The organism is Pseudacidovorax sp. 1753 (assembly GCF_040544975.1).
Classification (GTDB): domain Bacteria; phylum Pseudomonadota; class Gammaproteobacteria; order Burkholderiales; family Burkholderiaceae_C; genus Xenophilus.
In genome coordinates, this window is record NZ_JBEPKY010000005.1 from 214,365 (window position 1) to 234,796 (window position 20,432).

Below are 20,432 nucleotides of genomic sequence, written 5' to 3' on the forward strand. Positions count from 1 at the left end.
TCAATGGTTGGGCCAATAAGATTGTGATCCGTCACCCGGCGGCTGTCCAACTAGGGCTTGACCGGAGGCAGTCCCGACTGTGGCCCGCGTCCGGCCGCCGCTCCGGTCAGGCGGCCGTCGGCCGGCAGCGGTACATGTTGCCGATCACCATGGTGTGCACCGTCTCGCCGCGCTGGTTCTTGACGATGCGTTCGCAGGTCACGATGCCCTTCGTGCCGCTGCTGGTGAGCTTCTTCTCCACCGGCGTGATCAGCGCATGGATGGTGTCGCCCGCCTTCACCGGCAGGTGCATGCGCCACTGGTCCAGGCCCGTCATGGCGATGATGGTGCCGTCGTTGATGCCGGTGAGGCACTGCAGGCCGCCCACGATGGCCAGCACCAGCGGCCCGTGCGCGATGGGCTCGCCATAGGACTGGGTCTTGCAGAACTCGTGGTCGATGTGCGGCGCGTTGTGGTCGCCCGACAGGCAGGCGAAGTTGACGATGTCGGTCAGCGTGACCGTGCGCCGCGAGGTGACGATGGTCTGGCCGATCTCGAAATCCTCGAAATACATCCCGCGCGGGGTGCGCTCGTAGGTGTAGGACATGGTGGTGGCCGCACGGCTGCAGGCCATGCGTTTGTCAATGGTAGAGCCATTCTATGTCCGGGACACACGCGCACGCAACGCGGCCGCACCGGGCAGGCGGCCGGGAGCATCCGCCTTCGCCGACGGCGAGGCGGGAAAGACAGGAGAAAGGAAGCGGGCGCGACCCCGCGGCGCTCAGCGCTTCTTCGCCGGCGCGCGGCTGCGGGGCGGGGGCGCCGACGCGGCGTCATCGGTCGCCAGGTGCGAGAGGTAGCCCTTCTGCAGGCGCTTGAGGCTGGCCTCCATCTCGGCCACGGCGGCGTCGGCGTCGCGCGCCTCCATGTGCTTGAGGAAGCGCTTGCGCGAGGGCAGCACAAAGGCGTTCTCGTACTCGCCCAGGGTCTGGATGAAACGGCTGAGCACGGCCATCAGGCTGTCCATCATCAGCACCATGAGCGGGTTGCCGGTCATGCGCGCCAGGATGCGGTGGAAGTCCAGGTGCATCTCGGCGCGGCGCTGGAAGTCGCCGTCCTTCGTGGCCTGGGCGGCGGCCTCGACGTTGTTGCGCAGCGCCTCCAGGTCCGCGGGCGTGGCGCGGCTGCAGGCCTCGCGCACGATCACCGATTCGAGCCAGATGCGCGCCTCGGTCAGGTGTGCGGGCGTGATGGTGCCGATGTGGTACAGGTCCATCAGGCTGGTGGTGATGGCCAGGCCCGAGCCTTCGCTGATGAAGGCACCGCCGCTGGCGCCTTTCTGCAGCCGCACCAGGCCGCCGTGTTCCAGCGAGCGCAGCGCCTCGCGCAGCGTGTTGCGCGACACGCCGAACTGCACCGCCAGGGCCCGTTCGGCCGGCAGGCGGCTGCCCACCTTCAGCCGGCCCTCGGCCAGTTCGGTGCGGATCTGGTCGGCGATCTCCTCGAAGGCGCGGGCCGAGCGCACGGCCTGGAAGCGCACGGCCGGCGCCGCCGGGTCGGGCTGCGGCGCGGCGGAGAGAGCGGAGGGAGCGGAGGGAGACGAAGTCTTGGTTGCCATGGGTCTGGAGAGCTGGGGCGTCAAGCGGCCCGCCGGGCAGCGGCGCGCTTGGTCGCAGCCTTCTTGCTTTCGCTTTCGAGGTAGTCGCTGATGAGCTTGAGATGCGCCGTCATGGCCGCCGCCGCGGCCGTGGCATCTCGGGCGCGCAGGTGTGTGAGTACCTTGCGGCGCACCTGCATGAAGTCCTTGCGTGGACGCGGGTCCACCTGAGCCAACAGGCCACGAATGATCTCCGACAGCGCATCGACCATGGCCGTGAACACCTCGTTGTGCGTGGCCTCGGCGATGAGCTGGTAGAAGCGGATCACCGAATGGGTGTTGCGCGAGCCGTGACCTTGCCGGAACAGGTCGGTGTGGTAGTCGATGTCGGCCTCGATGGCGTCGATCTCCTCTTCGGTCGCCCGCTCGCAGGCCAGGCGGATGGCCACGGCCATCAGCTCGATCCGTGCCTCGGTGACGTGGGCGATCGACGCCTGCTGCAGCGACACCATGTCGCGCACCGACTGGGTCAGGCTGGTCGGCTTGCCGTTGCGGATGAAGAAGCCGCCGTTAAGGCCGGTGAGGGCCTCCACCACGCCCGCCGACTCCAGGCTGCGCAGCGCTTCGCGCACGGCGCTTCGGCTGACGTCGAACTGCTCTGCCAGGTCCTTCTCGGCGGGCAACCGGTCGCCGGGGCGCAGCTCGCCGCGGGCCAGCTGTTCGCGGATCTGACTGGCGACCGCCTCGAAGGTGCGGCGCGTGCGCACCGGCTGGAACAGCGGCGTGACGGCCGGTTCTGCGAGGGCGGCTGTGGCGCCGGGGCCGGCCTTGGCGCGCGGAATGGACGGGGAGATGCGCTTCGTCGGCATTGGATGAACCTCTTTGGGCAATCGTAATACAGCGACGATGCGTCCCCGGGCCCCGGCAGGACGCTCTGGCGATCGCGCTCAGGCGGCTGGCGGGAAGCCGCGGTACGGCGGTGGCCGCCGTGCCAGCATGGCCTCGATGGCCTCGCGCGGCTCGGGCGCGGCGAAGGCGGCGGCCTGGCTGCCCGCCTCCATGCTGAACAGGGTCTGCTGGTCCGCATCGAGCGAGGCATTGAGCGCGGCCTTGGTCAGGGCCAGGGCCGTGGGCGCGGCCTGGGTGAGGCTGCGCGCGATGGCGGCGGCACGTGCCTCCAGCGCTTCGCTCGGATGCACCTCCATCGCGATGCCCAGGCGTTGCGCCTCGTGCCCGTCGATGTCGCGGGTCGAGAAGATCAGCTCCTTGGCCCGCTGCACGCCCACCGCGCGCGGCAGCAGGTACATCGCGCCCAGATCGGGCACCAGTCCCAGCCGCAGGTAGGCCATGCAGAAGCGCGCACGCTCGGACGCCAGCACGATGTCGGCCGTGAGGGCCAGCGCGAAACCTGCGCCCATGGCCGGGCCGTCCACGGCGGCGATGACCGGCCGCCCCAGGTTCAGCATGTCCTGGACGAATCGCAGCCCGCCGCGGATGCGCTGCTGCCAATAAGCCGGCCCGGAATCCATTTGCGCCTTGAGTAGATGCAAGTTGCCGCCGGCACAGAAGGTGCCGGGCGTGGCGGTGAGCACCAGCACGCGGATGCCGGGGTCGTCGCGGGCCTGCTCCAGCACGGTCATCAGGTCGGCGCGCAGATCGGCGTCGAAGGGGTTGTGGATGGCGGGACGGGACAGGCGCACCCAGCCGACCTGGTCCCGGACCTCGAACTGCAAGGTGTCCATGGCGGCGCCTTTCAGCTGGGCGTGAACATGGGCACCAGCGTGCCGTCTTCGGCAGGCTTGAAGCGCACCTGCACGTGCTGGCCGATGTGCAGCGAATCGAGGTCGCAATCCACGATGTTGGTCAGCATGGTGATGCCCTCCTCCAGCGTCACATAGGCGATGGCATAGGCCACTGGACCTGCGCGGCGCGTCACGCTGACGCTGTAGATCGTGCCCTTGCCCGACAGGCTGCGCCACTCGGTGTCGCCCTGGCAGAAGGGGCAGACCGGCCGCGGGTACCAGTGGGGCTTGTGGCAGCTTGTGCACTGGCGCGTCAGCAGCAGGTGATCGGCCGTGCCGGCCCAGAAGCGCTCGGTGGCGGCATCGTGCGGCAGTGTGGTGAGGGGGCGTTCGATGTACGGGGTCGCCATGATGTCATTCCCTTTCCATGATGAGCGTGGCGCTGCCGTGGCGCGAGCCGAGCAGGCCGCCCGTGCCCTGCGCCAGCGCCAGCCGGCAGTCGGGCACCTGCACCTTGGGATGGGCCTCGCCGCGCAGTTGGCGCACCGCCTCGATCACCTTGGTGATGCCGCCCCGGTTGGCCGGGTGGTTGTTGCACAGGCCACCGCCGTCGGTGTTGAAGGGCAGCCTGCCCACACCGGAGATCAGATTGCCGTCGGCCACGAAGCGGCCGCCCTGGCCCTTGGGGCAGAAGCCCAGGTCCTCCAGCTGCATCAGCACCGTGATGGTGAAGCTGTCGTAGATCGAGGCGTACTGGATGTCGGCCGGCTTCACGCCGGCCTCGGCAAAAGCGGCCGGGCCGGACACGGCAGCGCCTGACCAGGTGAGGTCCACCGCGCCGCCCAGCTGGCCCTTAATGGTTTCGCCGGCACCCAGCACCCGCACCACCGGCCGCTTCAGGCGGCGTGCGATCTCGGGCCGCACTACCACCAGGGCGCCGCCGCCGTCGCTCACCACGCAGCAGTCGAGCTTGTGCAGCGGGTCGGCGATCAGCGGCGAGGCCAGCACCTCCTCTACCGTCACGGTCTCCCGCAGCATCGCATGCGGGTTGTGCTGGGCATGCTGCGAGGCGGCCACCTTGATCCAGGCCAGCTGTTCGCTGGTCGTGCCGTACTCGTGCATGTGGCGCGCGGCGGCCAGGGCGTACATGTTGACCGTGACCGGCGAATACGGCATCTCCCACGCCGCATCGGGCGTGGCGGCCGTCACCAGCCGGGCACCGACGCCGACACCGCTGCCGCCCTCGGTACGCGGCCGCCCGGCCAGGGTGATCAACGCCACGTCGCACTTGCCGGCGGCGATGGCCTGGGCGGCATGCGACACATGGATGAGGTAGGCCGAGCCGCCGGTGTCCGTGGTGTCGAGATGGCGCAGGCGGGTCAGGCCGAGGTAGTCGGCCATGCTGTTGGCGCCCAGCCCGGGCGCGTCCCCGGCGCAGAAGTAGCCGTCCACGTCCTGAAGCGTCAGACCGGCATCGGCCAGGGCACCCCTGGCGCATTCGGCATGCAGCTGGGCCACGGTCTTGTCCGGCGCCTTGCGCGTCGGATGCTCGAAGGCCCCTGCGATGCAGGCCTTGCCCTTGATGGTCATCGGCGTTTCTCCTGTGAACCTTGAAAGATGGTCGCCGCCATAATATTGGTTCAACCAAAAGTGGGCGAGACACGGACGCGACAGATGCGCGGGGCGGCCACCGGATCGACCGTTGACGTCCGAATCGGCCACCATCTAACATTGGTTCAACCAAACAAAATGGAGCAGCGACTCATGAACCCTCTCGTCACTCTGCAGGACCGCACGGTCGTCGTCACCGGTGCCGGCCAGGGCATCGGCAAGGCGCTGACCGAGCTGATCGTTCAGCTCGATGGCCGCGTGGTGGCGGTGGACATGAACGGCGACGGCCTGCGCTCCGCCATGGCCGAGCTGCCCGCCGACCGGGTGATGACGGTGGTCGGCAGCGTGACCGACGCTGCGCTGGCCAGCCGCGCCGTGGACGAGGCGGTGGAGCGCTTCGGCGCGCTGCACGGCCTGGTCAACAACGCCGGCATCACGCGCCCGGCCATGATCGAGAAGATGACCGACCAGCAATGGAAAGACGTGATCGACGTGCACCTCACCGGCAGCTTCTACTGGCTGCAGGCCGTGGGCCGGCACATGGTGGCGCGGTCGCGAGGCGGCGATACCCGCGGCGGATCGATCATCAACATCTCATCCGACGCTGGCCGCAAGGGCTCCATCGGCCAGATCAACTACGCGGCCGCCAAGGCCGGCCTGCTGGGCATGACGATGACCGCCGCCCGCGAATGGGGCCGCTACAACATCCGTACCAACTCCATCTGCTTCGGCGTGGTGGAAACGCCCATGACCGAAGTGGTGCGCGGCGAGAAGTTCAAGGACGGCATGCTGGCGCAGATTCCCCTGGGCCGCTGGTCCACCGCCGAGGAGGCAGTGCGCATGCTGGCCTTCCTGCTGTCCGATGCAGGCAGCTACATGACCGGCCAGCACATCGGCGTCAACGGCGGCTTCCACATCAGCCTATGAGCGGCATGGACGTCGCGCGGCTCGCCGCCTGTCTGCGCGTGCACCTGGGTCCCTTCGAAGGTCCGCTGGCCGTGCGCGCCGTAGAGGGCGGGCAGTCCAATCCCACTTTCCTCGTCGATGCGGGCGCAGCGCGCTATGTGCTGCGCCGCAAGCCGACGGGCTCGCTGCTGCCCTCCGCCCATGCCGTCGAGCGCGAATACCGCGTCATGCAGGCGCTGGAGGGCTCGGCGGTGCCGGTGCCGCGCGTCCGGCTGCTTTGCGAGGACGCCGAGGTCATCGGCAGTGCCTTCTACCTGATGGACTTCGTCGAGGGCCGCATCCTCACCGACCAGACGCTGCCGGGCATGGCGCCGTCCAAGCGCCGAGCGCATTACGACGCGCTGAACCGCACGATCGCGGCACTGCACGGCATCGCGCCCGAATCCGTGGGCTTGGGCGACTACGGCCGCGGCACGCAATATGTGCAGCGGCAGATCGCGCGCTGGACGCGCCAGTACCGCAGTGCCCAGACGCAGCGCATCGAGGCCATGGAGTCGCTCATCGAGTGGCTGCCCGTGCGGGTGCCGCCACAGGCGGGTACGGGCCTCGTCCATGGCGACTTCCGGCTGGACAACGTGATCTTTCATCCGTCCGAGCCGCGCATCGTCGCTGTGCTGGACTGGGAGCTGTCGACACTGGGCGACCCGTTGGCGGACTTTGCCTACCACTGCCTCAACTGGCGCATCGGCCTGGGCGTCCATCGCACGCTGGCGGGATTGGACGATGCGCAGTTGCGCGCCCTGGGCATCCCGACCGAGGCCGAGCATCTGGTCGCGTACTGCGCCCGCACGGGTCTGGGGACAGACGAGGCCATCGCGCACTGGCCCTTCTACCTCGCCTTCAACCTGTTCCGGCTGGCGGCCATCCAGCAGGGCATCGCGCGGCGCGCGCTGGACGGCAATGCCGCGAACCGCCGGGCGGCCGACGTGGCGGCCCGGGTCGAGGCCACCGCTGCAGAGGGCTGGCGCGTCGCCGCCGCCGTGCCGGGCCGCGCGTCGCTGCTCACTCGCGGCTTCTGACGCCACCCCTTCCCAGCCCCCAAGGAAATCATGGACTTCACTCTCTCGCCCCGCGCCGAGGCCCTGCAGCGGCAATTGCTGGCCTTCATGGAGCAGCATGTCTATCCTGCCGAAGACCGCTTTGCCGCCGAGCTGGAGGCTGGCGGCCGCTGGCACGAGCCACCCGTGATGGAGGCGCTCAAGGCGCTGGCGAAGCAGGCCGGCCTCTGGAACCTCTGCCTGCCCGACGATGGCCGCGGCGGCGGCCTCAGCAACCTCGACTACGCGCCCCTGGCCGAGATCATGGGCCGTTCGCCCATCGCCTCCGAGGTGTTCAACTGCTCGCCGCCCGACAGCGGAAACATGGAGATCCTGGCCCGCTACGCCTCGCAGGCACAGAAGAAGCGCTGGCTCGAGCCACTGATGGAGGGCCGCATCCGCTCCTGCTTCTCGATGACCGAACCGGGCGTGGCCTCGTCCGACGCCACCAACATCGAGGCGCAGATCGTGCGCGATGGCGACGAGTACGTGATCAACGGCCGCAAGTGGTGGACCTCCGGCATCGCCGATCCCCGCTGCGCCTTCATCGTCTTCATGGGCAAGAGCAACCCGACGAATCCGGACAAGTACCGCCAGCAGTCGATGGTGCTGATCCCGCGCGATGCGCCCGGCATCACGGTGCTGCGCAACATCACCGTCTTCGGCTACGACGACGCGCCGCATGGGCATTCCGAGGTGCTCTACGAGAACGTGCGGGTGCCGCTCGACCACATCCTGCTGGGCGAGGATCGCGGCTTCGAGCTGGCGCAGGGCCGGCTGGGTCCGGGCCGCATCCACCACTGCATGCGCCTTATCGGCCGCGCAGAGCGCTGCCTCGACCTCATGTGCGAGCGCGTGGGCCAGCGCGTGGCCTTCGGCAGGCCGCTGGCGCGGCAGACGGTGACGCTGGAGCGTATCGCCGAGTCGCGGGTGGCCATCGACCAGGTGCGGCTGCTCACGCTGCACGCGGCCTGGAAGATGGACACGCAGGGCATCAAGCATGCGCGCAAGGAGATCGCGATGATCAAGGTCGCCGCGCCGGCGATGGCCTGCAAGGTCATCGACTGGGCCATCCAGGCCCACGGCGCGGCTGGTGTCTCCGGCGACTTCATGCTCGCAAAGTCCTACGCCCAGGCCCGCGGGCTGCGCATCGCCGATGGTCCGGACGAGGTGCACCGCAACCAGATCGGCCGGCTGGAACTGGCCCGCTTCCAGCCCGCTCCGCACTGATCTCGACAAGCCAGGAGTCCCCATGTATATGCCACCCGACACCCTTCTGCGCATCGACGCCCGGGACGAGTACACCCACACGTCCGAGGCCGCAGGCAACTACAACGAGAGCATGTATTTCAATGCCTTCGACACGGCCATCGGCATCGGCGCCTGGTTCCGTCTGGGCAACCGGCCCAACGAGGGCCATGCGGAAATGACCTGCTGCATCTACCTGCCCGACGGGCGGGTGGCCTTCATGTTCGGGCGGCCGGCCATCGACAACAACGACGCCATGGATGCCGGTGGCATGCGTTTCGAGGTGATCGAGCCCTTTCGCCACCTGCGCTGCAGCTACGAGGGCGAGCTACTCATCATGGACGATCCCCTGGCAATGGCCGATCCGAGCCGTGCCTTCAAGACCTATCCGAAGAGGCCCGGGGCCTTCGTGCTGGACTTCGAGGGCATCTCGCCCATGCATGGCGGCGAGATCGTCACCCTCGACGGCCGGCCGATCGACGTCGATCCGGAGCTGTCGGTCTACCGCGGCCACACCGAGCAGAACCTCGCTGCCACCGGCCACATCACGGTGGACGGGCAGCGCCACGACATCGTGCGCGGCACCGGCTACCGCGACAAGTCCTGGGGCCCCCGGCACTGGCACAGCTTCTTTTGGTACAAGTGGATCCCGGTCACCTTCGACCGTGACTTCGGCGTGTTGCTGTCGATCAAGGGCCGGCCCGAGGGCGGGCCGAACCGCATCAGCGGCAATGTGCTGCGCGGCGGCGTCTACGAGCCTGTGATCGACGGCCACATCGAGGCGGAGTACGACCAGGCCTGGTATCCGCGCGCGGTGACTGCCACCGTCACCACCGCCCAGGGCGTCTACGTGCTCCGGGGCAGGGTTCTGCGTACCGTGCCGCTGCGCCACAAGCGCCGCGGCAGCAGCGACTGGCGCAGCTACACCCGGATCACCGAAAGCCTGACCGAGTGGCGCTGTGGCGACCGCACGGTGCTGGGCATGACCGAGTTCTGCGACCTGATGGAGGACGGCGTCCCCGCGTCCGAGGCTGGCCGCGCTGCGGCGCCCGCGGCAAGGCCGGAGGTCGCCCGGTGAGCGATGGCCACGGCCTGCATGTGGGCCGCCAGGCCGCCGTCGCCGTGCTCACCCTCGACCGTCCCGGCAGCCGCAACGCGCTCAGCCCGGCCCTGGCCGAGGCGCTCACCGCCGCGCTGCACGACGCGCGGCAGGACGATGCGGTGCGTGCCGTCGTACTGGCTGGCGCGGGCGGCGACTTCTGCGCCGGGGGCGACCTCAAGGCGATGGCCGATTCTGGCCCTCGCACGGCAGAGCAGCGCCTGGCCGGCATGCAGCGCTACCGCACGCTGACCGAGAGCCTTCTCGGCCTGGACAAGCCGCTCATCGCAGCGGTCGACGGCGTGGCCTTCGGCGCCGGGCTGAGCCTGGCTCTCACGGCCGACATCGTGCTCCTCAGTCGTCGCGCGCGGTTGGCCATGGCCTTCCACCGCGTGGGAATGGTGCCGGACCTGGGCGCCTGGTACACGCTCCCGCGCGTGGTCGGCCTGCAGAGGGCCAAGGAACTGATCTTCTCGGCCCGCGAGTTCGGCGCCGACGAGGCGCGACAGATGGGCCTGGCGCTCGAGGTGCTCGCGCCGCCGACGTTGCTGCCGCGCGCCCTGGCCATTGCACAGAGCTTCGCCGGTGCATCGCCGGTGGCCGTGCGCCTGAGCAAGCGGGCGCTGCAGGCCTCGCTGCAGAGCGGGCTCGGCGCCATGCTCGACCTGGAGGTGCTATCCAACCCCGTCGTCGCCGCGAGCGACTACGTGGCCGAGGCCACGCGCCGCTTTGCCCACAAGGAGCCGGCACAGTTCCAGTGGCCGACGCCCCCTTCCGCCAACGACGCCTGAATCGGCGCTTCTTCCATGATCGATTCCGACAAGACCCGTGCCTGGCACTCCGGCGATGTGCGCCAGCACTACACCACCAAGGACTGCATCCTCTACGCCCTCGGCCTGGGCGCGGGTGCCGATCCGCTCGATCCGCGGCAGCTGCGATTCGTCTATGAGAAGGAGCTGGCGGCGCTGCCCACCATGGCGGCCGTACTGGCCTCGCCGGGTTCGTGGATGCGCGAGCGCGCCGAACTGGGCATCGATTTCCTGAAGCTGGTGCACGGCGAGCAGGCTGTCACGCTGCATGCGCCCCTGCCCCCGTCGGCTGCGCTGGTCGGCCGCAGCCGCGTCACCCGCCTCGTCGACAAGGGGGAGGGCAAGGGCGCCGTGATGCATGTCGAGAAGGTGCTGACCGACGAGGCCACCGGCGAGCGGCTGGCCACCTGCGAGCAGGTGCTGTTCCTGCGCGGCAACGGGGGCTTTCCGCCCGGCGCAACCAGCGATGCGCCGGCACCTGCGCCGGCCGCCGTGCCCGATGCGGCGCCCGACCTCAGCGTCACGCTGGCGACGCTGCCCAATGCGGCCGTGCTCTACCGCCTCAGCGGCGACCTGAATCCGCTGCACATCGACCCGGGCGTGGCCACGCGCTCGGGCTTCCCGCGGCCCATCCTGCACGGCCTGGCCACCTGGGGCATGGCCGGCCTCGCTGCCGTGCAGCACTTCTGCGACGGCGATCCGGCGCGCCTCACGGGCCTGCGGGCGCGGCTGTCTTCACCCGTGTTTCCGGGCGAGACGCTGGCCTTCGACTTCTGGGACCTGGGCGCCGGGGAGCTTGCCCTGCGCGCCCGCGTACCGGCGCGCGAGGTCGTGGTGCTGAGCCATGGGCGCGTCACGCTCCGTTCATGAAAGGCCGCGCTTCAGGCGAGCTGGCGATGGCGGGTGTGACCCCCATCCTGCCCGCCATCATGCGTGCTTGGCGTGTCGAGGCCTTGAGCGAGGCCGGCACGATGCACCGGCGCGACATCCCGCTGCCGCAGGTGAAGGCCGGCGACTACCTGGTCCGGGTCGAGGCCGCTGGCCTGGCCTTCGGCGACACGTTGCTGGTGCGCGGCCGCTACCAGACCAAGCCTGCGCTGCCCTTCACGCCCGGGTCGGAGATCGTGGGCACCATCGTGGGGGGCGAGGGCCCGCTTCCGGTGGGCACGCGCCTCGCTTCCTCCTGCCAGCAGGGCGGCTTTGCCGACTACGCGCTCGCGCCGCAGGCCGCGGCGTGGCCCATCGGCGACACGATGCCGGCTGGCACGGCGCTGGCGCTGCGCAGCAACTTCCCCACCTCGCTCTATGCCCTGCGCCATGCGGGTCGCCTGCAGCCGGGCGAGACGCTTCTGGTGCATGCCGGCGCCGGTGGCGTGGGCAGCGCGGCGGTGAGCTTGGGCAAGTGCCTGGGGGCGCGCGTGATCGCCACCGCCGGCGGGGCGGCCAAGCTGCAGGCCTGCCGCGATGCGGGGGCCGACCTTGCGCTCGACGCCGCTGGCGATTGGCTGGCTGCCGTGCGCGCGCACGTGCCCGACGGTGTCGACGTGGTCTATGACCCGGTGGGCGGCGAGACCGGCGTGCAGAGCCTGCGCTGCCTGGCCCATGACGCACGCTACCTCGTGATCGGCTTTGCTGGCGGCAGCCTCACTGCGCTGCCCGCCAACCGGCTGCTGCTGCACAACGCCAGCGCCGTGGGCGTTCTGTGGGGCGAGGTGCGCAAGCGCGACCCGCAACTGGCGGCTGCGCTCACACGGGAGGTCTACGACCGGCATGCCGAAGGCCGCCTGCCGCTGCTGCCTGGACGCGGCTGGGATTTCGAGCAGGCGCCGCAGGCGCTGGCGGCGCTGGCCAGCCGGGCCAGCATCGGCAAGCTGTGGCTCACGCTGCAACATCGAGGAAACCTGCATGAATGAAGCCACCGGCGACCGGCCGCAACCGCGGGCCCTTGCGAAGGCGGCAGCGAAGGCACCGAAGGCCGCGAAGGTGCGCCGATGAGCCACACCGCGCCGCTCGTGCTGCGCGCAGACGCCGGCGGCGTCTGCACTCTGACGCTGAATCGCCCCGACAAGCGCAACGCCGTCAACCCGCCGCTGTTCGAAGCGCTGCGCGCCCACCTGGACGACCTGGTCGCGCACGGTGGGGAACTGGGTGTGGTCGTGCTGCGCGGCGCCGGGCCGTGCTTCTGCGCCGGTCATGACCTGGGCGAGATCGGCGCCATGGACCTGGCCTGGCTGCGCCACGAGTCGCGCACGCTGGAGATGTTCTCGCAACTGCCGCAGATCGTCATTGCGGCCGTCCATGGCGCCTGCGTCACCGGGGGGCTGGAGCTGGCGCTGGCGGCCGACTGGATCGTGGCAGCCGAGTCGGCGCGCTTCGCCGACACGCACGGCCGCTACGGCCTAGTGCCGATGTGGGGCATGAGCCAACGCCTGCCCCGGCGCGTGGGCACGGCCCGTGCGCTGGAGCTGATGGCCACCGCTCGCCGCGTCGACGGCCGCGAAGCCGAGCGCATCGGCCTGGCCAACACCTGCTTCGCCGACGTCGACTTCGAAGCCGGCGTGGCGGAACTGGCTCGTGCAGTCCTGGCCAACTCGCTCCACAGCAACGCGACCAACAAGCGGCTGGTCCACGACACCGACGGGTTCAGCCTGGCGCAGGGCATGGCGCACGAGCAGTTCCGCTCGCCGGGTTCGCGCAAGCGCCAGCCGCCGCCGGCGGCCTGAGCACCGGGCCGCCGGCTCCCCTGAGGCATCTGCCGGCCCGATGCTGCACAGGACGCGCTGGCGCCCCGGCTTCTCAGGGGACGAGCACCGCCTTCACGCACCGGCCTGCATGCTGGTCGGCCAACGCCTGGTCGATCTGCGCCAGCGGATAGGTCTGCACCAGGCGGTCGAAGGGCAGGCGGCCCGCCAGGTGCAGGCGCATCAGCTCCGGCAGGAAGGTCTCGATGTCGCTGTCGCCCTCGGTGATGCCCCGGAAAGTCAGGCCCGCGGCGATGGCCGGCACGATCTGTCCGGGCAGGGTGGCATCCATGCGCGGGGGAATGCCGAGAAAGCCGAAGCGTCCGCGCGGTGCGAGGGCCTGGATGCCGGCTTCCATCGTCTCGGCCCGGCCCGTGGTGTCGAGCACGCAGTCGGCGCCGGCCGGCAGGATGGCGCGCACGGCATCGGCCAGCGGCCGCGGGTCCGCGGGGTCGATCGCATGGGTGGCGCCCAGCGCCAGCGCGAGCGTGCGCCGGCTGGGCTGCGGTTCCGCGACGACGATGCTGCGGCAGCCCTGCACGACGCCGCCCATGACGGCGCTCAGGCCCACCGATCCGCCGCCCAGCACCACCAGGGATGAACCAGCCGGCGCCGCCAGCGAGCGCATGACGGCGCCCGCGCCGGTCTGCACGCCGCAGCCCAGCGCGCCCGAGATGGTCAGCGGCATGCCCACCAGCAGCGGCACGACGTTGCGCTCGTGAGCCAGCGCGTGGCTGGCGAAGGCGGACTGGCCGAAGAAGTGCCCGCCCACCGGCGCGCCCGCGCGGCGCAGCGTGACCGAGCCGTCGGCGCGTGTGCCGCCGAAGTTCAGGGGCCGCATGCGGTGGCAGTAGGCCGGTGCCGCGGTGCTGCACGAGGGGCAGTGGCCGCAGGACATGAAGGTCATCAGCACCGCGTCGCCGGGCCGCACCTTGGTGACGCGGGCGCCGACGCGCTCCACGATGCCGGCGCCCTCGTGGCCGAAGACCGCCGGCAGCTTGAGGCTGAGCAGGCCCTGGTGCCCCACCACATCGGTGTGGCACAGGCCGACGCCCGCAACGCGGACGACGACCTCGTCGTCGCGGGGATCGTCGAGGTCCAGCTCAGCCATCTCGAAAGCCTGGCCGGCCGTGGTGCTGAGGGCAGCGGTGATGCGCATCGCGGTGTCTCCTGGTGATGCGCTGCAGTGTTGCGGCCCGGGCCGCCGCGCTCAATGGCCGCGGTGGCCGGCGCTGCTGGCCGGGGCGGCCAGGCGGAATGAGGCCGGCGCGGACGGCGGCGGCGCTGCGCGTCCCTGGTGCTGGCGCCGGAACTCGCCCGGCGGCTCTCCCGTCCAGCGCTTGAAGGCCCGGTGGAAGGTGCTGACATCGGCAAAGCCCAGCCGCTCGCCGATTTCGGCCAGGCTCAGGTCGGTGCGGCTCACCCAGTCCAGCGCCTGTTCGCGGCGCATGGCGTCTTTCAGGTCGTGCCAGCTGCAGCCTTCCTCCTGCAGCCGCCGGCGCAGGGAGCGCGGGCTCAGGCCCAGCGTGCGCGCCACCGATTGCAGCGTGCCTGCAAAGCCGTCGCCGCCGTGCAGCTGCAGCTGACTGCACACCTGCTCGGCGGCAGCCGGCGGCGGGGCGCCCGCACGCATCAGCGGCGCAGGCAGGGCCGCCAGAAGGGGCTCCAGGCTCTGTGCCGAACGTGCCAGGGGCCGGTTCAGCCAGCCTGCGTCGAAGGCGATGCCGGTGCGGGCGCAGCCATACTGCGTGGGCACTTCGAAGAAGGGTTGCCGCTCGCGATAGCAGCTGTCCTGCGCGGGTGAGTGCATCCAGGCGCTGTGCACCGGGATCGGCCGGTCGACCAGCCAGCGCGCCAGTGCCAGCGTCCAGTAGACGGCGGCAGCATCCAGGGTCACGTCGGCGTCGGACGGCTGCGGCTGCATCTCGAGCCGTGCGAGGCCCTGCGTCACCCGCAGGCGCAGCGGAAAGCCGGGCGCGATCAGGCGATACAGCCGCAGCGCGAGTTGCAGCGCCTCGCCCAGCCGGGCGCAATGCAGCAGCTGGCGCGCCACGCTGGAGAAGCTGCCGAAGGGCACGGGCCGCACCCACAGGCCCACCAGCTCGTCGTCCATGCGCCGCGCCAGGTGCCGCAGGAGGGCGCCGAGGTCGGCCACCGGCACCGGCCATTGCGGGTCATCCTGGCGAGCGGGCGGCACCCGCATGTGTCGCAGCATCGCCTCGCGCGCAAAGCCGCGCCGCAACGCACCGCCCAGCAGCCGCAGGGTGCACCACAGGGGCACGGTGTAGGCCGCGCCCGCCTCATGGGTGGAGGCGGCACCGGCCACGTCGCGGAAGGACGGAAGGGGCTCGCCTGCATACGATGGTAGAACCATTTTGTCAGGTTAGCCGCAGCGTCCCCGCCTGCGGCCAGGGGTTTTCCATGGGCGCGTCGCGGTACGCGCCCGGATGCGGAGTCAGGCTGCCGCCATCGTGTAGCGCAGCGGCAGATGTTTGGGCCCCGACACCTGGTTGCTGGCGACCAGGGTCACCGGGCCGTCGATCCGCACGTCTTCGACGCGCGCCAGGAATTCGGTCAGGAAGGCCTTGAGCTCCATGCGTGCCAGATGCTGGCCCAGGCAGGCATGCACGCCGAAGCCGAAGGCCAGGTGCCGGTTGGGCGTGCGGTCGATGCGGAAGAGATGGCCATCGGGAAATACCTCCTCGTCGAAGCTGGCGGAGGGGTAGCACATCATCAGGTAGTCGCCCTTGCGGATCTGCCGGCCGCGCAGCACGTAGTCTTCCTGCGCCGTGCGCATGAAGTGGCGCACCGGCGAGGACCAGCGCAGGATCTCCTCAACCGCGCTGCCCAGCAACTGCGGCTCGCGGCGCAGGCGGGCGAGCTGCTCGGGATGCTGCAGCAGCGCGAGCAGCCCGCTGGCGAGGGAAGAGGCGGTGGTGTCGTGGCCGGCCGTGGCGACGATCAGGAAGTAGCCCAGCAGTTCCTGCGGGCCGAGTGGCCGGCCGTCGACCTGGGACTGCACCAGCAGCGTGGCCAGGTCGTCGCGCGGCTCGGCCCGCCGCTGCGCGATCAGTGTCTGGAAGTGCGTGGCGAATTCGCCGAAGGTCTGCTTCTTGGCGCGCTCCACCTCCGCGGAATCGCGCTGCTGCTGGTCCTCGCGCGGGGCGAGCAGCTGCTGGGTCAGGCGCAGCAGGTCGGGGTGGTGCTCTTCGGGCATGCCCAGCAGCGACATGATCACCCGCAGCGGATACCAGGGTGCGATGGACTGGGCGAAGTCGCACTGCCCGGTGCGGGCCATGAGGTCCATCATCTCGGTGGCGCGCGAACGCACCAGCGCGTCCAGCCGCTTGAGGTTGTGCGGCATGAACCAGGCCTGGGTCAGCCCGCGCATCGCGCGGTGTTCGGTGCCGTCCATGTTGACCAGGGAGCGCAGGTACTGGCCGGTGCCGTTGGTGTCCCTCATGCGCTGGGCGTATTCCTCGCGGTCGAGCAGGAACACCAGCGGGGCATTCAGGAAGCGGTCGTTCTGGCGCTCCACCTCGGTCACGTCCGCCAGCTTCGTCACGGCCCAGAAGGGCGGATAGCCCCCGGCCTGCGTGAGGTGCACCGGGTCTTCGGCGCGCAGCCGGGCGAAGACCGCGCGGGCGCGGGCCTCGTCGGCGAACAGACGGTGGCTGACGATCTCGTCGTCGAGTTCAGAGAGCAGCATGGGAAGTCTCCTTCTTTGGGGTGGGAAACGGCGTGGCCCGGCCAACCGGCCGCGCGGCGCGCCGCGGATGCGCCGCAGCCTCTCAGCTGGCGCGCTTCATCGAGATCGTCTGCGGCAGCGTGTATTCGCGCAGGCCTTCCTCGCCGTTCTCCACGCCCAGGCCGGACTGCTTGTGGCCGGCCATGGGCTTGTGGGGCGAGGCGGTCTGGATCTCGTTGATCCACACGGTGCCGGTCTGCAGGCGAGCCGCGATGGCGAGGGCCAGACGCTCGTCGCGGCACCACACCGAGCCGGCCAGGCCGTATTCGCTGGCGTTGGCGCGGGCCACGGCCTCGTCCACGTCGCGGAAGCGGATCAGCGCGCGCAGCGGGCCGAAGGCTTCTTCGTGCAGCACCGGCGAGTCGGCGGGCGGGTCGTCCAGCAGCGTGAGGGGAAAGAACAGGCCCGGTCCCGGCGGCAGCTCGCCGCCGGCCAAAAAGCGGTGGCCCCGGCGCCTGCAGTCCGCGAGCAGGGCGACCAGCCGCTCGTACTGCGGCCGGTTCTGCACCGGGCCGAAGTCCACACCTTCCTGGTCGCCCGGGCCCAGGCGCGCTGCCTTCGCCAGTGCGGTGAAGGCGGCGGCAAAGCGGTCGTAGATGGCGTCGTGCACGAACAGCCGCTTGGCCGCGATGCAGATCTGGCCGCTGTTGGCGAAGGCACCGTCGAAGAGCGCGCGGGCCGCGGCCTCGACGTCCACGTCCGGCATCACGATGGCGGCGTCGTTACCGCCCAGCTCCAGCGTGAGGCGCTTGAGGTTGGCCGAGGCGCTTTGCATCACGCGGCGGCCGGTGGCGGTGGAGCCCGTGAAGGACACCTTGTCGATGCCCGGATGGGCGGTCATCCACGGACCGAGCGCATCGTCGCCGCTCACCACGTTGAGCACGCCGGGCGGCAAAAGATGCTGCATCAGGGCGCCCAGGCGCAGCGTGGTGAGCGGCGTGAACGGCGAGGGCTTGAGGACCAGCGTGTTGCCCGCGAGCAGGGCGGGCGCGATCTTCCAGGCCGCCAGCACGATGGGATAGTTCCACGGCACGATGGCGCCGACCACGCCCACCGGCACGCGGCGTACCTCGACCAGGGCGGCCGGCGTGTCCTGCAGCACTTGCGGCGCCAGGCTCATGCGTGCGTATTCGCCATACCACCAGGCGGCCGCGGCGAGCTCGGAGCGGGCCTTGGGCAGCGGCCGGCCCTGCTCGCGGGTCAACAGCTGGGCCAGCGTTTCCTGGTGGGTGATGTGCAGCTGGGCCAGCGCGCCCAGCACCGCCTGGCGCTCGGCCCAGGGCCGCGCGGCCCAGCCGGGCTGCGCAGCGCGGGCTGCGGCCACGGCGTCGTCGAGTTGCGCGTGCGTGGCCACCGGCGCCTGCGCGAACACGTCCTCGGTGGCGGGATCGACCACGCCGCGCGTGGCGGCGGCGTGCACGGCGGCGCCGCCAATGGTCATGGGGAAGATGTCGTCGGCGAATGCGGAATGGGGGTTCATGGCGGTGTTCGCAGTGGGTCTAGAGTTCGATCACCAGTCGCGGCGTGCGCGACCGGGAGCAACAGGGCGTGAAGCAGTCGTTGCGGGCCCGGTCGGCCTCGGTCAGGTACTGGTCGCGGTGATCGGGCTCGCCCTCGACGACGCCTGTCACGCAGGCGCCGCACACGCCCTGCTCGCAGGAGAACATCACGTCGATGCCCGCCCGGGCGAGTGCATGCAGCGCTGTCTCGCCCGCCGGCACCAGCACGGTGATGCCGCGGTTGGCGACCACGATCTCGAAGGGCTGGTCGCCGGGCGACGCCTCGACGCTCGCCTGGAACACCTCCTGGTGCAGGTGAGAGGCCGGCCAGCCCGACTGCCTGGCGGTCTCCATCACATGGCCCAGGAAGCCAGCGGGGCCGCAGGCATACAGGTGGTCGTGCGGCCCGTGCTCGCCGAGGACCCGGGCCGCATCGAAGGCGGCCTCGGCGGGGCCGTCGTCGTGATGGAGGTGCACCGAGCCGGCGAAGGGCGCCTGCCGCAGCCGCTCGGCAAAAGCCGTGCGCGCCGCCGTCCGCGTGCAGTAGTGCAGGGCAAAAGGGCGGCCCTGCGCATGGAGCTGCTCGGCCATGGCGAGCAGGGGCGTGATGCCGATGCCGCCGCCGAGCAGCAGCACCCGCCCCGGGCTCTCCAGCAGCGGGAAGTGATTGCGCGGCGGCGAGACGCGCACCGTCCGGCCCACGGCCCAATCCTCGTGCACCGCGGCCGAGCCGCCGCGCGAGGCGGGCTCGCGCAGCACGCCGAGCAGGTAGCGGTGCCGTTCGGACGGCGCATTGCACAGCGAATACGCGCGCACCACGCCGGGGGCGCATTCCACCAGCAGATGGCTGCCGGGCGTGAAGGGCGGCAGCGGGGCGCCGACGGCGTCCACGAGGGCGAGCGAGACGGTGCCTTCGGCCTCGTCGCTGCGCGCCTGCAGACGCAGGGACAGGGTGAGAGCGGCCGCAGGGCCGTCGCCGGCCGGGCCGGGAAAAGGGGGGTGATCGGACATGGGACTGGCTCCGGCGGGCCGCAGGGCGCCCGCAGTGGGGCCGAACTCTAGGTTCGACCGCCGCTCGGCACCATGGCCGCAGCGGCCAGGGTGCTTGGCAATTCGGTCCCGTTTGCGCTCATGATGAAAAAAGGTTCGACCATTGATAGGATGATCGCCTTACCACGGTTCGGCCCCATCATGCCCAGCACCATCCGCGACTTCCGCATCGCCATCGACGACGACGTGATCGACGACCTGCGCGCCCGCCTGCGCCGCACCCGCTGGCCCGATCGCGAGGCGGTGGACGACTGGGGCCAGGGCGCGCCCCTGGCCTGGGTGCAGGCCCTGTGCGGCTACTGGGCCGAGCAATACGACTGGCGCGACCGCGAGGCCCGGTTGAACCGATTTCCCCAGCACCTGACGACGATCGACGGACTGGACATCCACTTCCTGCACGCGCGCTCGCCGCACCCGCAGGCCATGCCCTTGATCCTCACGCACGGATGGCCGGGTTCCATCGTCGAGTTCCAGAAGGTCATCGGGCCGCTCACCGATCCCGCCGCCCATGGCGGCGATGCGGCCGACGCTTTCCACGTGGTCTGTCCCTCGTTGCCGGGCTTCGGCTTCTCGGGCCGGCCCACGACCGTGGGCTGGGGTGTGGACCGCATCGCCGCCGCCTGGGCCGAGCTGATGGCACGCCTGGGCCATGGGCGCTATGCGGCGCAGGGCGGCGACTGGGGCTCGGCCATCACCACCGCGCTGGGTGCGCACGATCCGGCCCATTGCGCCGGCATCCACATCACCATGTCGATGGGCAGCCGGCCGCGGACAGCGGCAACGCCGACCGAGGCCGAGGTTCAAGCCTTGCAGCGCGCCAAGCTGTACCGCGACTGGGGCATGGGCTATGCGCGCCAGCAGTCCACTCGTCCGCAGACGCTGGGGTATGCGCTCGCGGACTCGCCCGCCGGGCAGGCCGCCTGGATCCTCGAGAAGTTTCAAGCCTGGACCGACTGCGGCGGGGCGCTCGAATCCGTGCTCGGCCGCGACGAACTGCTCGACAACGTGATGCTGTACTGGGTCACCAATACCGCCACCTCGTCGGCGCGCCTGTACTGGGAGAGCTTCGGCACCCGGCGCCGCGCGGCCCGCGTCGTGGAGGTGCCCACGGGCGTCTCGGTGTTCCCACAGGAGATCGTGCCGCCCGTCCGGGAGTGGATGGCCGACATGTACCCCTGCATCCGCTACTGGAACGTGCTGCCGCGTGGCGGGCATTTCCCGGCCTTCGAGCAGCCGGCGCTCTTCGTGGAGGAAGTGCGGGGCTTCTTCCGGCTGCTGCGGTGAAAAGGCACGCACCGAGCGCCGT

General features: G+C 70.6%; 20 protein-coding genes. 9 read left to right on the top strand and 11 right to left on the bottom strand.

Annotation, left to right across the window (positions count from 1 at the left end; all coding sequences use genetic code 11):
- Window positions 1–106: 106 nt before the first annotated feature.
- The 6 genes from ABIC63_RS08160 to ABIC63_RS08185 form a co-directional block, all read right to left on the bottom strand.
- Window positions 107–613, bottom strand: coding sequence for a MaoC/PaaZ C-terminal domain-containing protein (locus tag ABIC63_RS08160; protein ID WP_354319368.1), 507 nt, complete (start codon window positions 611–613; stop codon window positions 107–109).
- Between the two features lie 147 nt (window positions 614–760).
- Window positions 761–1,597, bottom strand: coding sequence for a FadR/GntR family transcriptional regulator (locus ABIC63_RS08165; protein WP_354319369.1), 837 nt, complete (start codon window positions 1,595–1,597; stop codon window positions 761–763).
- 20 nt (window positions 1,598–1,617) lie between these two features.
- Entirely contained in the window at window positions 1,618–2,445 is an 828-nt protein-coding gene (locus ABIC63_RS08170) for a FadR/GntR family transcriptional regulator (protein ID WP_354319370.1), read from the bottom strand.
- Window positions 2,446–2,523: 78 nt separating this feature from the next.
- Window positions 2,524–3,318 (bottom strand): enoyl-CoA hydratase/isomerase family protein, encoded by a 795-nt coding sequence (locus ABIC63_RS08175; protein ID WP_354319371.1) that lies wholly within the window; start codon window positions 3,316–3,318, stop codon window positions 2,524–2,526.
- Window positions 3,319–3,329: 11 nt separating this feature from the next.
- A complete protein-coding gene (locus ABIC63_RS08180; protein ID WP_354319372.1) occupies window positions 3,330–3,728 on the bottom strand; it encodes a Zn-ribbon domain-containing OB-fold protein in 399 nt (132 codons plus the stop codon).
- Window positions 3,729–3,732: 4 nt separating this feature from the next.
- Window positions 3,733–4,908 carry a thiolase family protein gene (locus tag ABIC63_RS08185; RefSeq protein WP_354319373.1) on the bottom strand — a complete coding sequence of 392 codons (1,176 nt, stop codon included), beginning with the start codon at window positions 4,906–4,908 and terminating at the stop codon, window positions 3,733–3,735.
- Between the two features lie 174 nt (window positions 4,909–5,082).
- On the opposite strand from ABIC63_RS08185, the gene ABIC63_RS08190 reads away from it, so the two are divergent.
- From ABIC63_RS08190 to ABIC63_RS08225, 8 genes are all read left to right on the top strand, one after another.
- Window positions 5,083–5,856 (top strand): SDR family NAD(P)-dependent oxidoreductase, encoded by a 774-nt coding sequence (locus tag ABIC63_RS08190; RefSeq protein ID WP_354319374.1) that lies wholly within the window; start codon window positions 5,083–5,085, stop codon window positions 5,854–5,856.
- On the top strand, window positions 5,853–6,914 hold the full coding sequence (locus tag ABIC63_RS08195) for a phosphotransferase (RefSeq protein WP_354319375.1): 1,062 nt from the start codon (window positions 5,853–5,855) through the stop codon (window positions 6,912–6,914). The genes ABIC63_RS08190 and ABIC63_RS08195 overlap by 4 nt, the downstream gene beginning before the upstream one ends.
- Window positions 6,915–6,944: 30 nt before the next feature.
- Window positions 6,945–8,162: an acyl-CoA dehydrogenase family protein gene (locus ABIC63_RS08200; RefSeq protein ID WP_354319376.1), complete on the top strand. Its 1,218-nt coding sequence runs from the start codon at window positions 6,945–6,947 to the stop codon at window positions 8,160–8,162.
- 22 nt (window positions 8,163–8,184) lie between these two features.
- Window positions 8,185–9,258, top strand: a complete 1,074-nt coding sequence (locus tag ABIC63_RS08205) for a DUF7064 domain-containing protein (protein ID WP_354319377.1) — start codon at window positions 8,185–8,187, stop codon at window positions 9,256–9,258.
- Window positions 9,255–10,070 (top strand): enoyl-CoA hydratase/isomerase family protein, encoded by an 816-nt coding sequence (locus ABIC63_RS08210; protein WP_354319378.1) that lies wholly within the window; start codon window positions 9,255–9,257, stop codon window positions 10,068–10,070. Before ABIC63_RS08205 ends, ABIC63_RS08210 begins: the two co-directional genes overlap by 4 nt.
- A gap of 15 nt (window positions 10,071–10,085) precedes the next feature.
- Window positions 10,086–10,958: a MaoC/PaaZ C-terminal domain-containing protein gene (locus ABIC63_RS08215; RefSeq protein WP_354319379.1), complete on the top strand. Its 873-nt coding sequence runs from the start codon at window positions 10,086–10,088 to the stop codon at window positions 10,956–10,958.
- Between the two features lie 59 nt (window positions 10,959–11,017).
- Entirely contained in the window at window positions 11,018–12,001 is a 984-nt protein-coding gene (locus ABIC63_RS08220; RefSeq protein ID WP_354319380.1) for an NADPH:quinone oxidoreductase family protein, read from the top strand.
- Window positions 12,002–12,079: 78 nt separating this feature from the next.
- Window positions 12,080–12,811 carry an enoyl-CoA hydratase/isomerase family protein gene (locus ABIC63_RS08225; RefSeq protein ID WP_354319381.1) on the top strand — a complete coding sequence of 244 codons (732 nt, stop codon included), beginning with the start codon at window positions 12,080–12,082 and terminating at the stop codon, window positions 12,809–12,811.
- Window positions 12,812–12,884: 73 nt separating this feature from the next.
- Here ABIC63_RS08225 and ABIC63_RS08230 read toward each other — a convergent pair whose 3' ends face one another.
- From ABIC63_RS08230 to ABIC63_RS08250, 5 genes are all read right to left on the bottom strand, one after another.
- Window positions 12,885–13,988 (bottom strand): NAD(P)-dependent alcohol dehydrogenase, encoded by a 1,104-nt coding sequence (locus ABIC63_RS08230; protein WP_354319382.1) that lies wholly within the window; start codon window positions 13,986–13,988, stop codon window positions 12,885–12,887.
- Window positions 13,989–14,039: 51 nt separating this feature from the next.
- Window positions 14,040–15,203, bottom strand: a complete 1,164-nt coding sequence (locus ABIC63_RS08235; protein ID WP_354319383.1) for an AraC family transcriptional regulator — start codon at window positions 15,201–15,203, stop codon at window positions 14,040–14,042.
- 81 nt (window positions 15,204–15,284) lie between these two features.
- Window positions 15,285–16,538 carry a cytochrome P450 gene (locus ABIC63_RS08240; protein ID WP_354319384.1) on the bottom strand — a complete coding sequence of 418 codons (1,254 nt, stop codon included), beginning with the start codon at window positions 16,536–16,538 and terminating at the stop codon, window positions 15,285–15,287.
- A gap of 82 nt (window positions 16,539–16,620) precedes the next feature.
- A complete protein-coding gene (locus tag ABIC63_RS08245; RefSeq protein ID WP_354319385.1) occupies window positions 16,621–18,057 on the bottom strand; it encodes an aldehyde dehydrogenase family protein in 1,437 nt (478 codons plus the stop codon).
- A gap of 19 nt (window positions 18,058–18,076) precedes the next feature.
- Complete coding sequence (locus ABIC63_RS08250) at window positions 18,077–19,087, bottom strand: PDR/VanB family oxidoreductase (RefSeq protein ID WP_354319386.1); 1,011 nt, start codon at window positions 19,085–19,087, stop codon at window positions 18,077–18,079.
- Between the two features lie 180 nt (window positions 19,088–19,267).
- On the opposite strand from ABIC63_RS08250, the gene ABIC63_RS08255 reads away from it, so the two are divergent.
- The gene (locus ABIC63_RS08255; protein WP_354319387.1) at window positions 19,268–20,410 is read left to right on the top strand and encodes an epoxide hydrolase family protein; all 1,143 of its coding nucleotides are present in this window, start codon (window positions 19,268–19,270) and stop codon (window positions 20,408–20,410) included.
- The last annotated feature ends 22 nt before the right edge of the window (window positions 20,411–20,432 follow it).

Excerpts from the sequence above, each read along its gene's own strand:
- ABIC63_RS08205 (WP_354319377.1), top strand. The coding sequence starts at position 8,185 with ATGTATATGCCACCCGACACCCTTCTGCGCATCGACGCCCGGGACGAG.
- ABIC63_RS08195 (WP_354319375.1), top strand. The coding sequence starts at position 5,853 with ATGAGCGGCATGGACGTCGCGCGGCTCGCCGCCTGTCTGCGCGTGCAC.
- ABIC63_RS08255 (WP_354319387.1), top strand. The coding sequence starts at position 19,268 with ATGCCCAGCACCATCCGCGACTTCCGCATCGCCATCGACGACGACGTG.
- ABIC63_RS08225 (WP_354319381.1), top strand. The coding sequence starts at position 12,080 with ATGAGCCACACCGCGCCGCTCGTGCTGCGCGCAGACGCCGGCGGCGTC.
- ABIC63_RS08170 (WP_354319370.1), bottom strand. The coding sequence starts at position 2,445 with ATGCCGACGAAGCGCATCTCCCCGTCCATTCCGCGCGCCAAGGCCGGC.
- ABIC63_RS08200 (WP_354319376.1), top strand. The coding sequence starts at position 6,945 with ATGGACTTCACTCTCTCGCCCCGCGCCGAGGCCCTGCAGCGGCAATTG.
- ABIC63_RS08165 (WP_354319369.1), bottom strand. The coding sequence starts at position 1,597 with ATGGCAACCAAGACTTCGTCTCCCTCCGCTCCCTCCGCTCTCTCCGCC.
- ABIC63_RS08220 (WP_354319380.1), top strand. The coding sequence starts at position 11,018 with ATGCGTGCTTGGCGTGTCGAGGCCTTGAGCGAGGCCGGCACGATGCAC.
- ABIC63_RS08230 (WP_354319382.1), bottom strand. The coding sequence starts at position 13,988 with ATGCGCATCACCGCTGCCCTCAGCACCACGGCCGGCCAGGCTTTCGAG.
- ABIC63_RS08240 (WP_354319384.1), bottom strand. The coding sequence starts at position 16,538 with ATGCTGCTCTCTGAACTCGACGACGAGATCGTCAGCCACCGTCTGTTC.
- ABIC63_RS08175 (WP_354319371.1), bottom strand. The coding sequence starts at position 3,318 with ATGGACACCTTGCAGTTCGAGGTCCGGGACCAGGTCGGCTGGGTGCGC.
- ABIC63_RS08235 (WP_354319383.1), bottom strand. The coding sequence starts at position 15,203 with ATGGTTCTACCATCGTATGCAGGCGAGCCCCTTCCGTCCTTCCGCGAC.
- ABIC63_RS08185 (WP_354319373.1), bottom strand. The coding sequence starts at position 4,908 with ATGACCATCAAGGGCAAGGCCTGCATCGCAGGGGCCTTCGAGCATCCG.
- ABIC63_RS08160 (WP_354319368.1), bottom strand. The coding sequence starts at position 613 with ATGGCCTGCAGCCGTGCGGCCACCACCATGTCCTACACCTACGAGCGC.
- ABIC63_RS08190 (WP_354319374.1), top strand. The coding sequence starts at position 5,083 with ATGAACCCTCTCGTCACTCTGCAGGACCGCACGGTCGTCGTCACCGGT.
- ABIC63_RS08245 (WP_354319385.1), bottom strand. The coding sequence starts at position 18,057 with ATGAACCCCCATTCCGCATTCGCCGACGACATCTTCCCCATGACCATT.
- ABIC63_RS08250 (WP_354319386.1), bottom strand. The coding sequence starts at position 19,087 with ATGTCCGATCACCCCCCTTTTCCCGGCCCGGCCGGCGACGGCCCTGCG.
- ABIC63_RS08180 (WP_354319372.1), bottom strand. The coding sequence starts at position 3,728 with ATGGCGACCCCGTACATCGAACGCCCCCTCACCACACTGCCGCACGAT.
- ABIC63_RS08215 (WP_354319379.1), top strand. The coding sequence starts at position 10,086 with ATGATCGATTCCGACAAGACCCGTGCCTGGCACTCCGGCGATGTGCGC.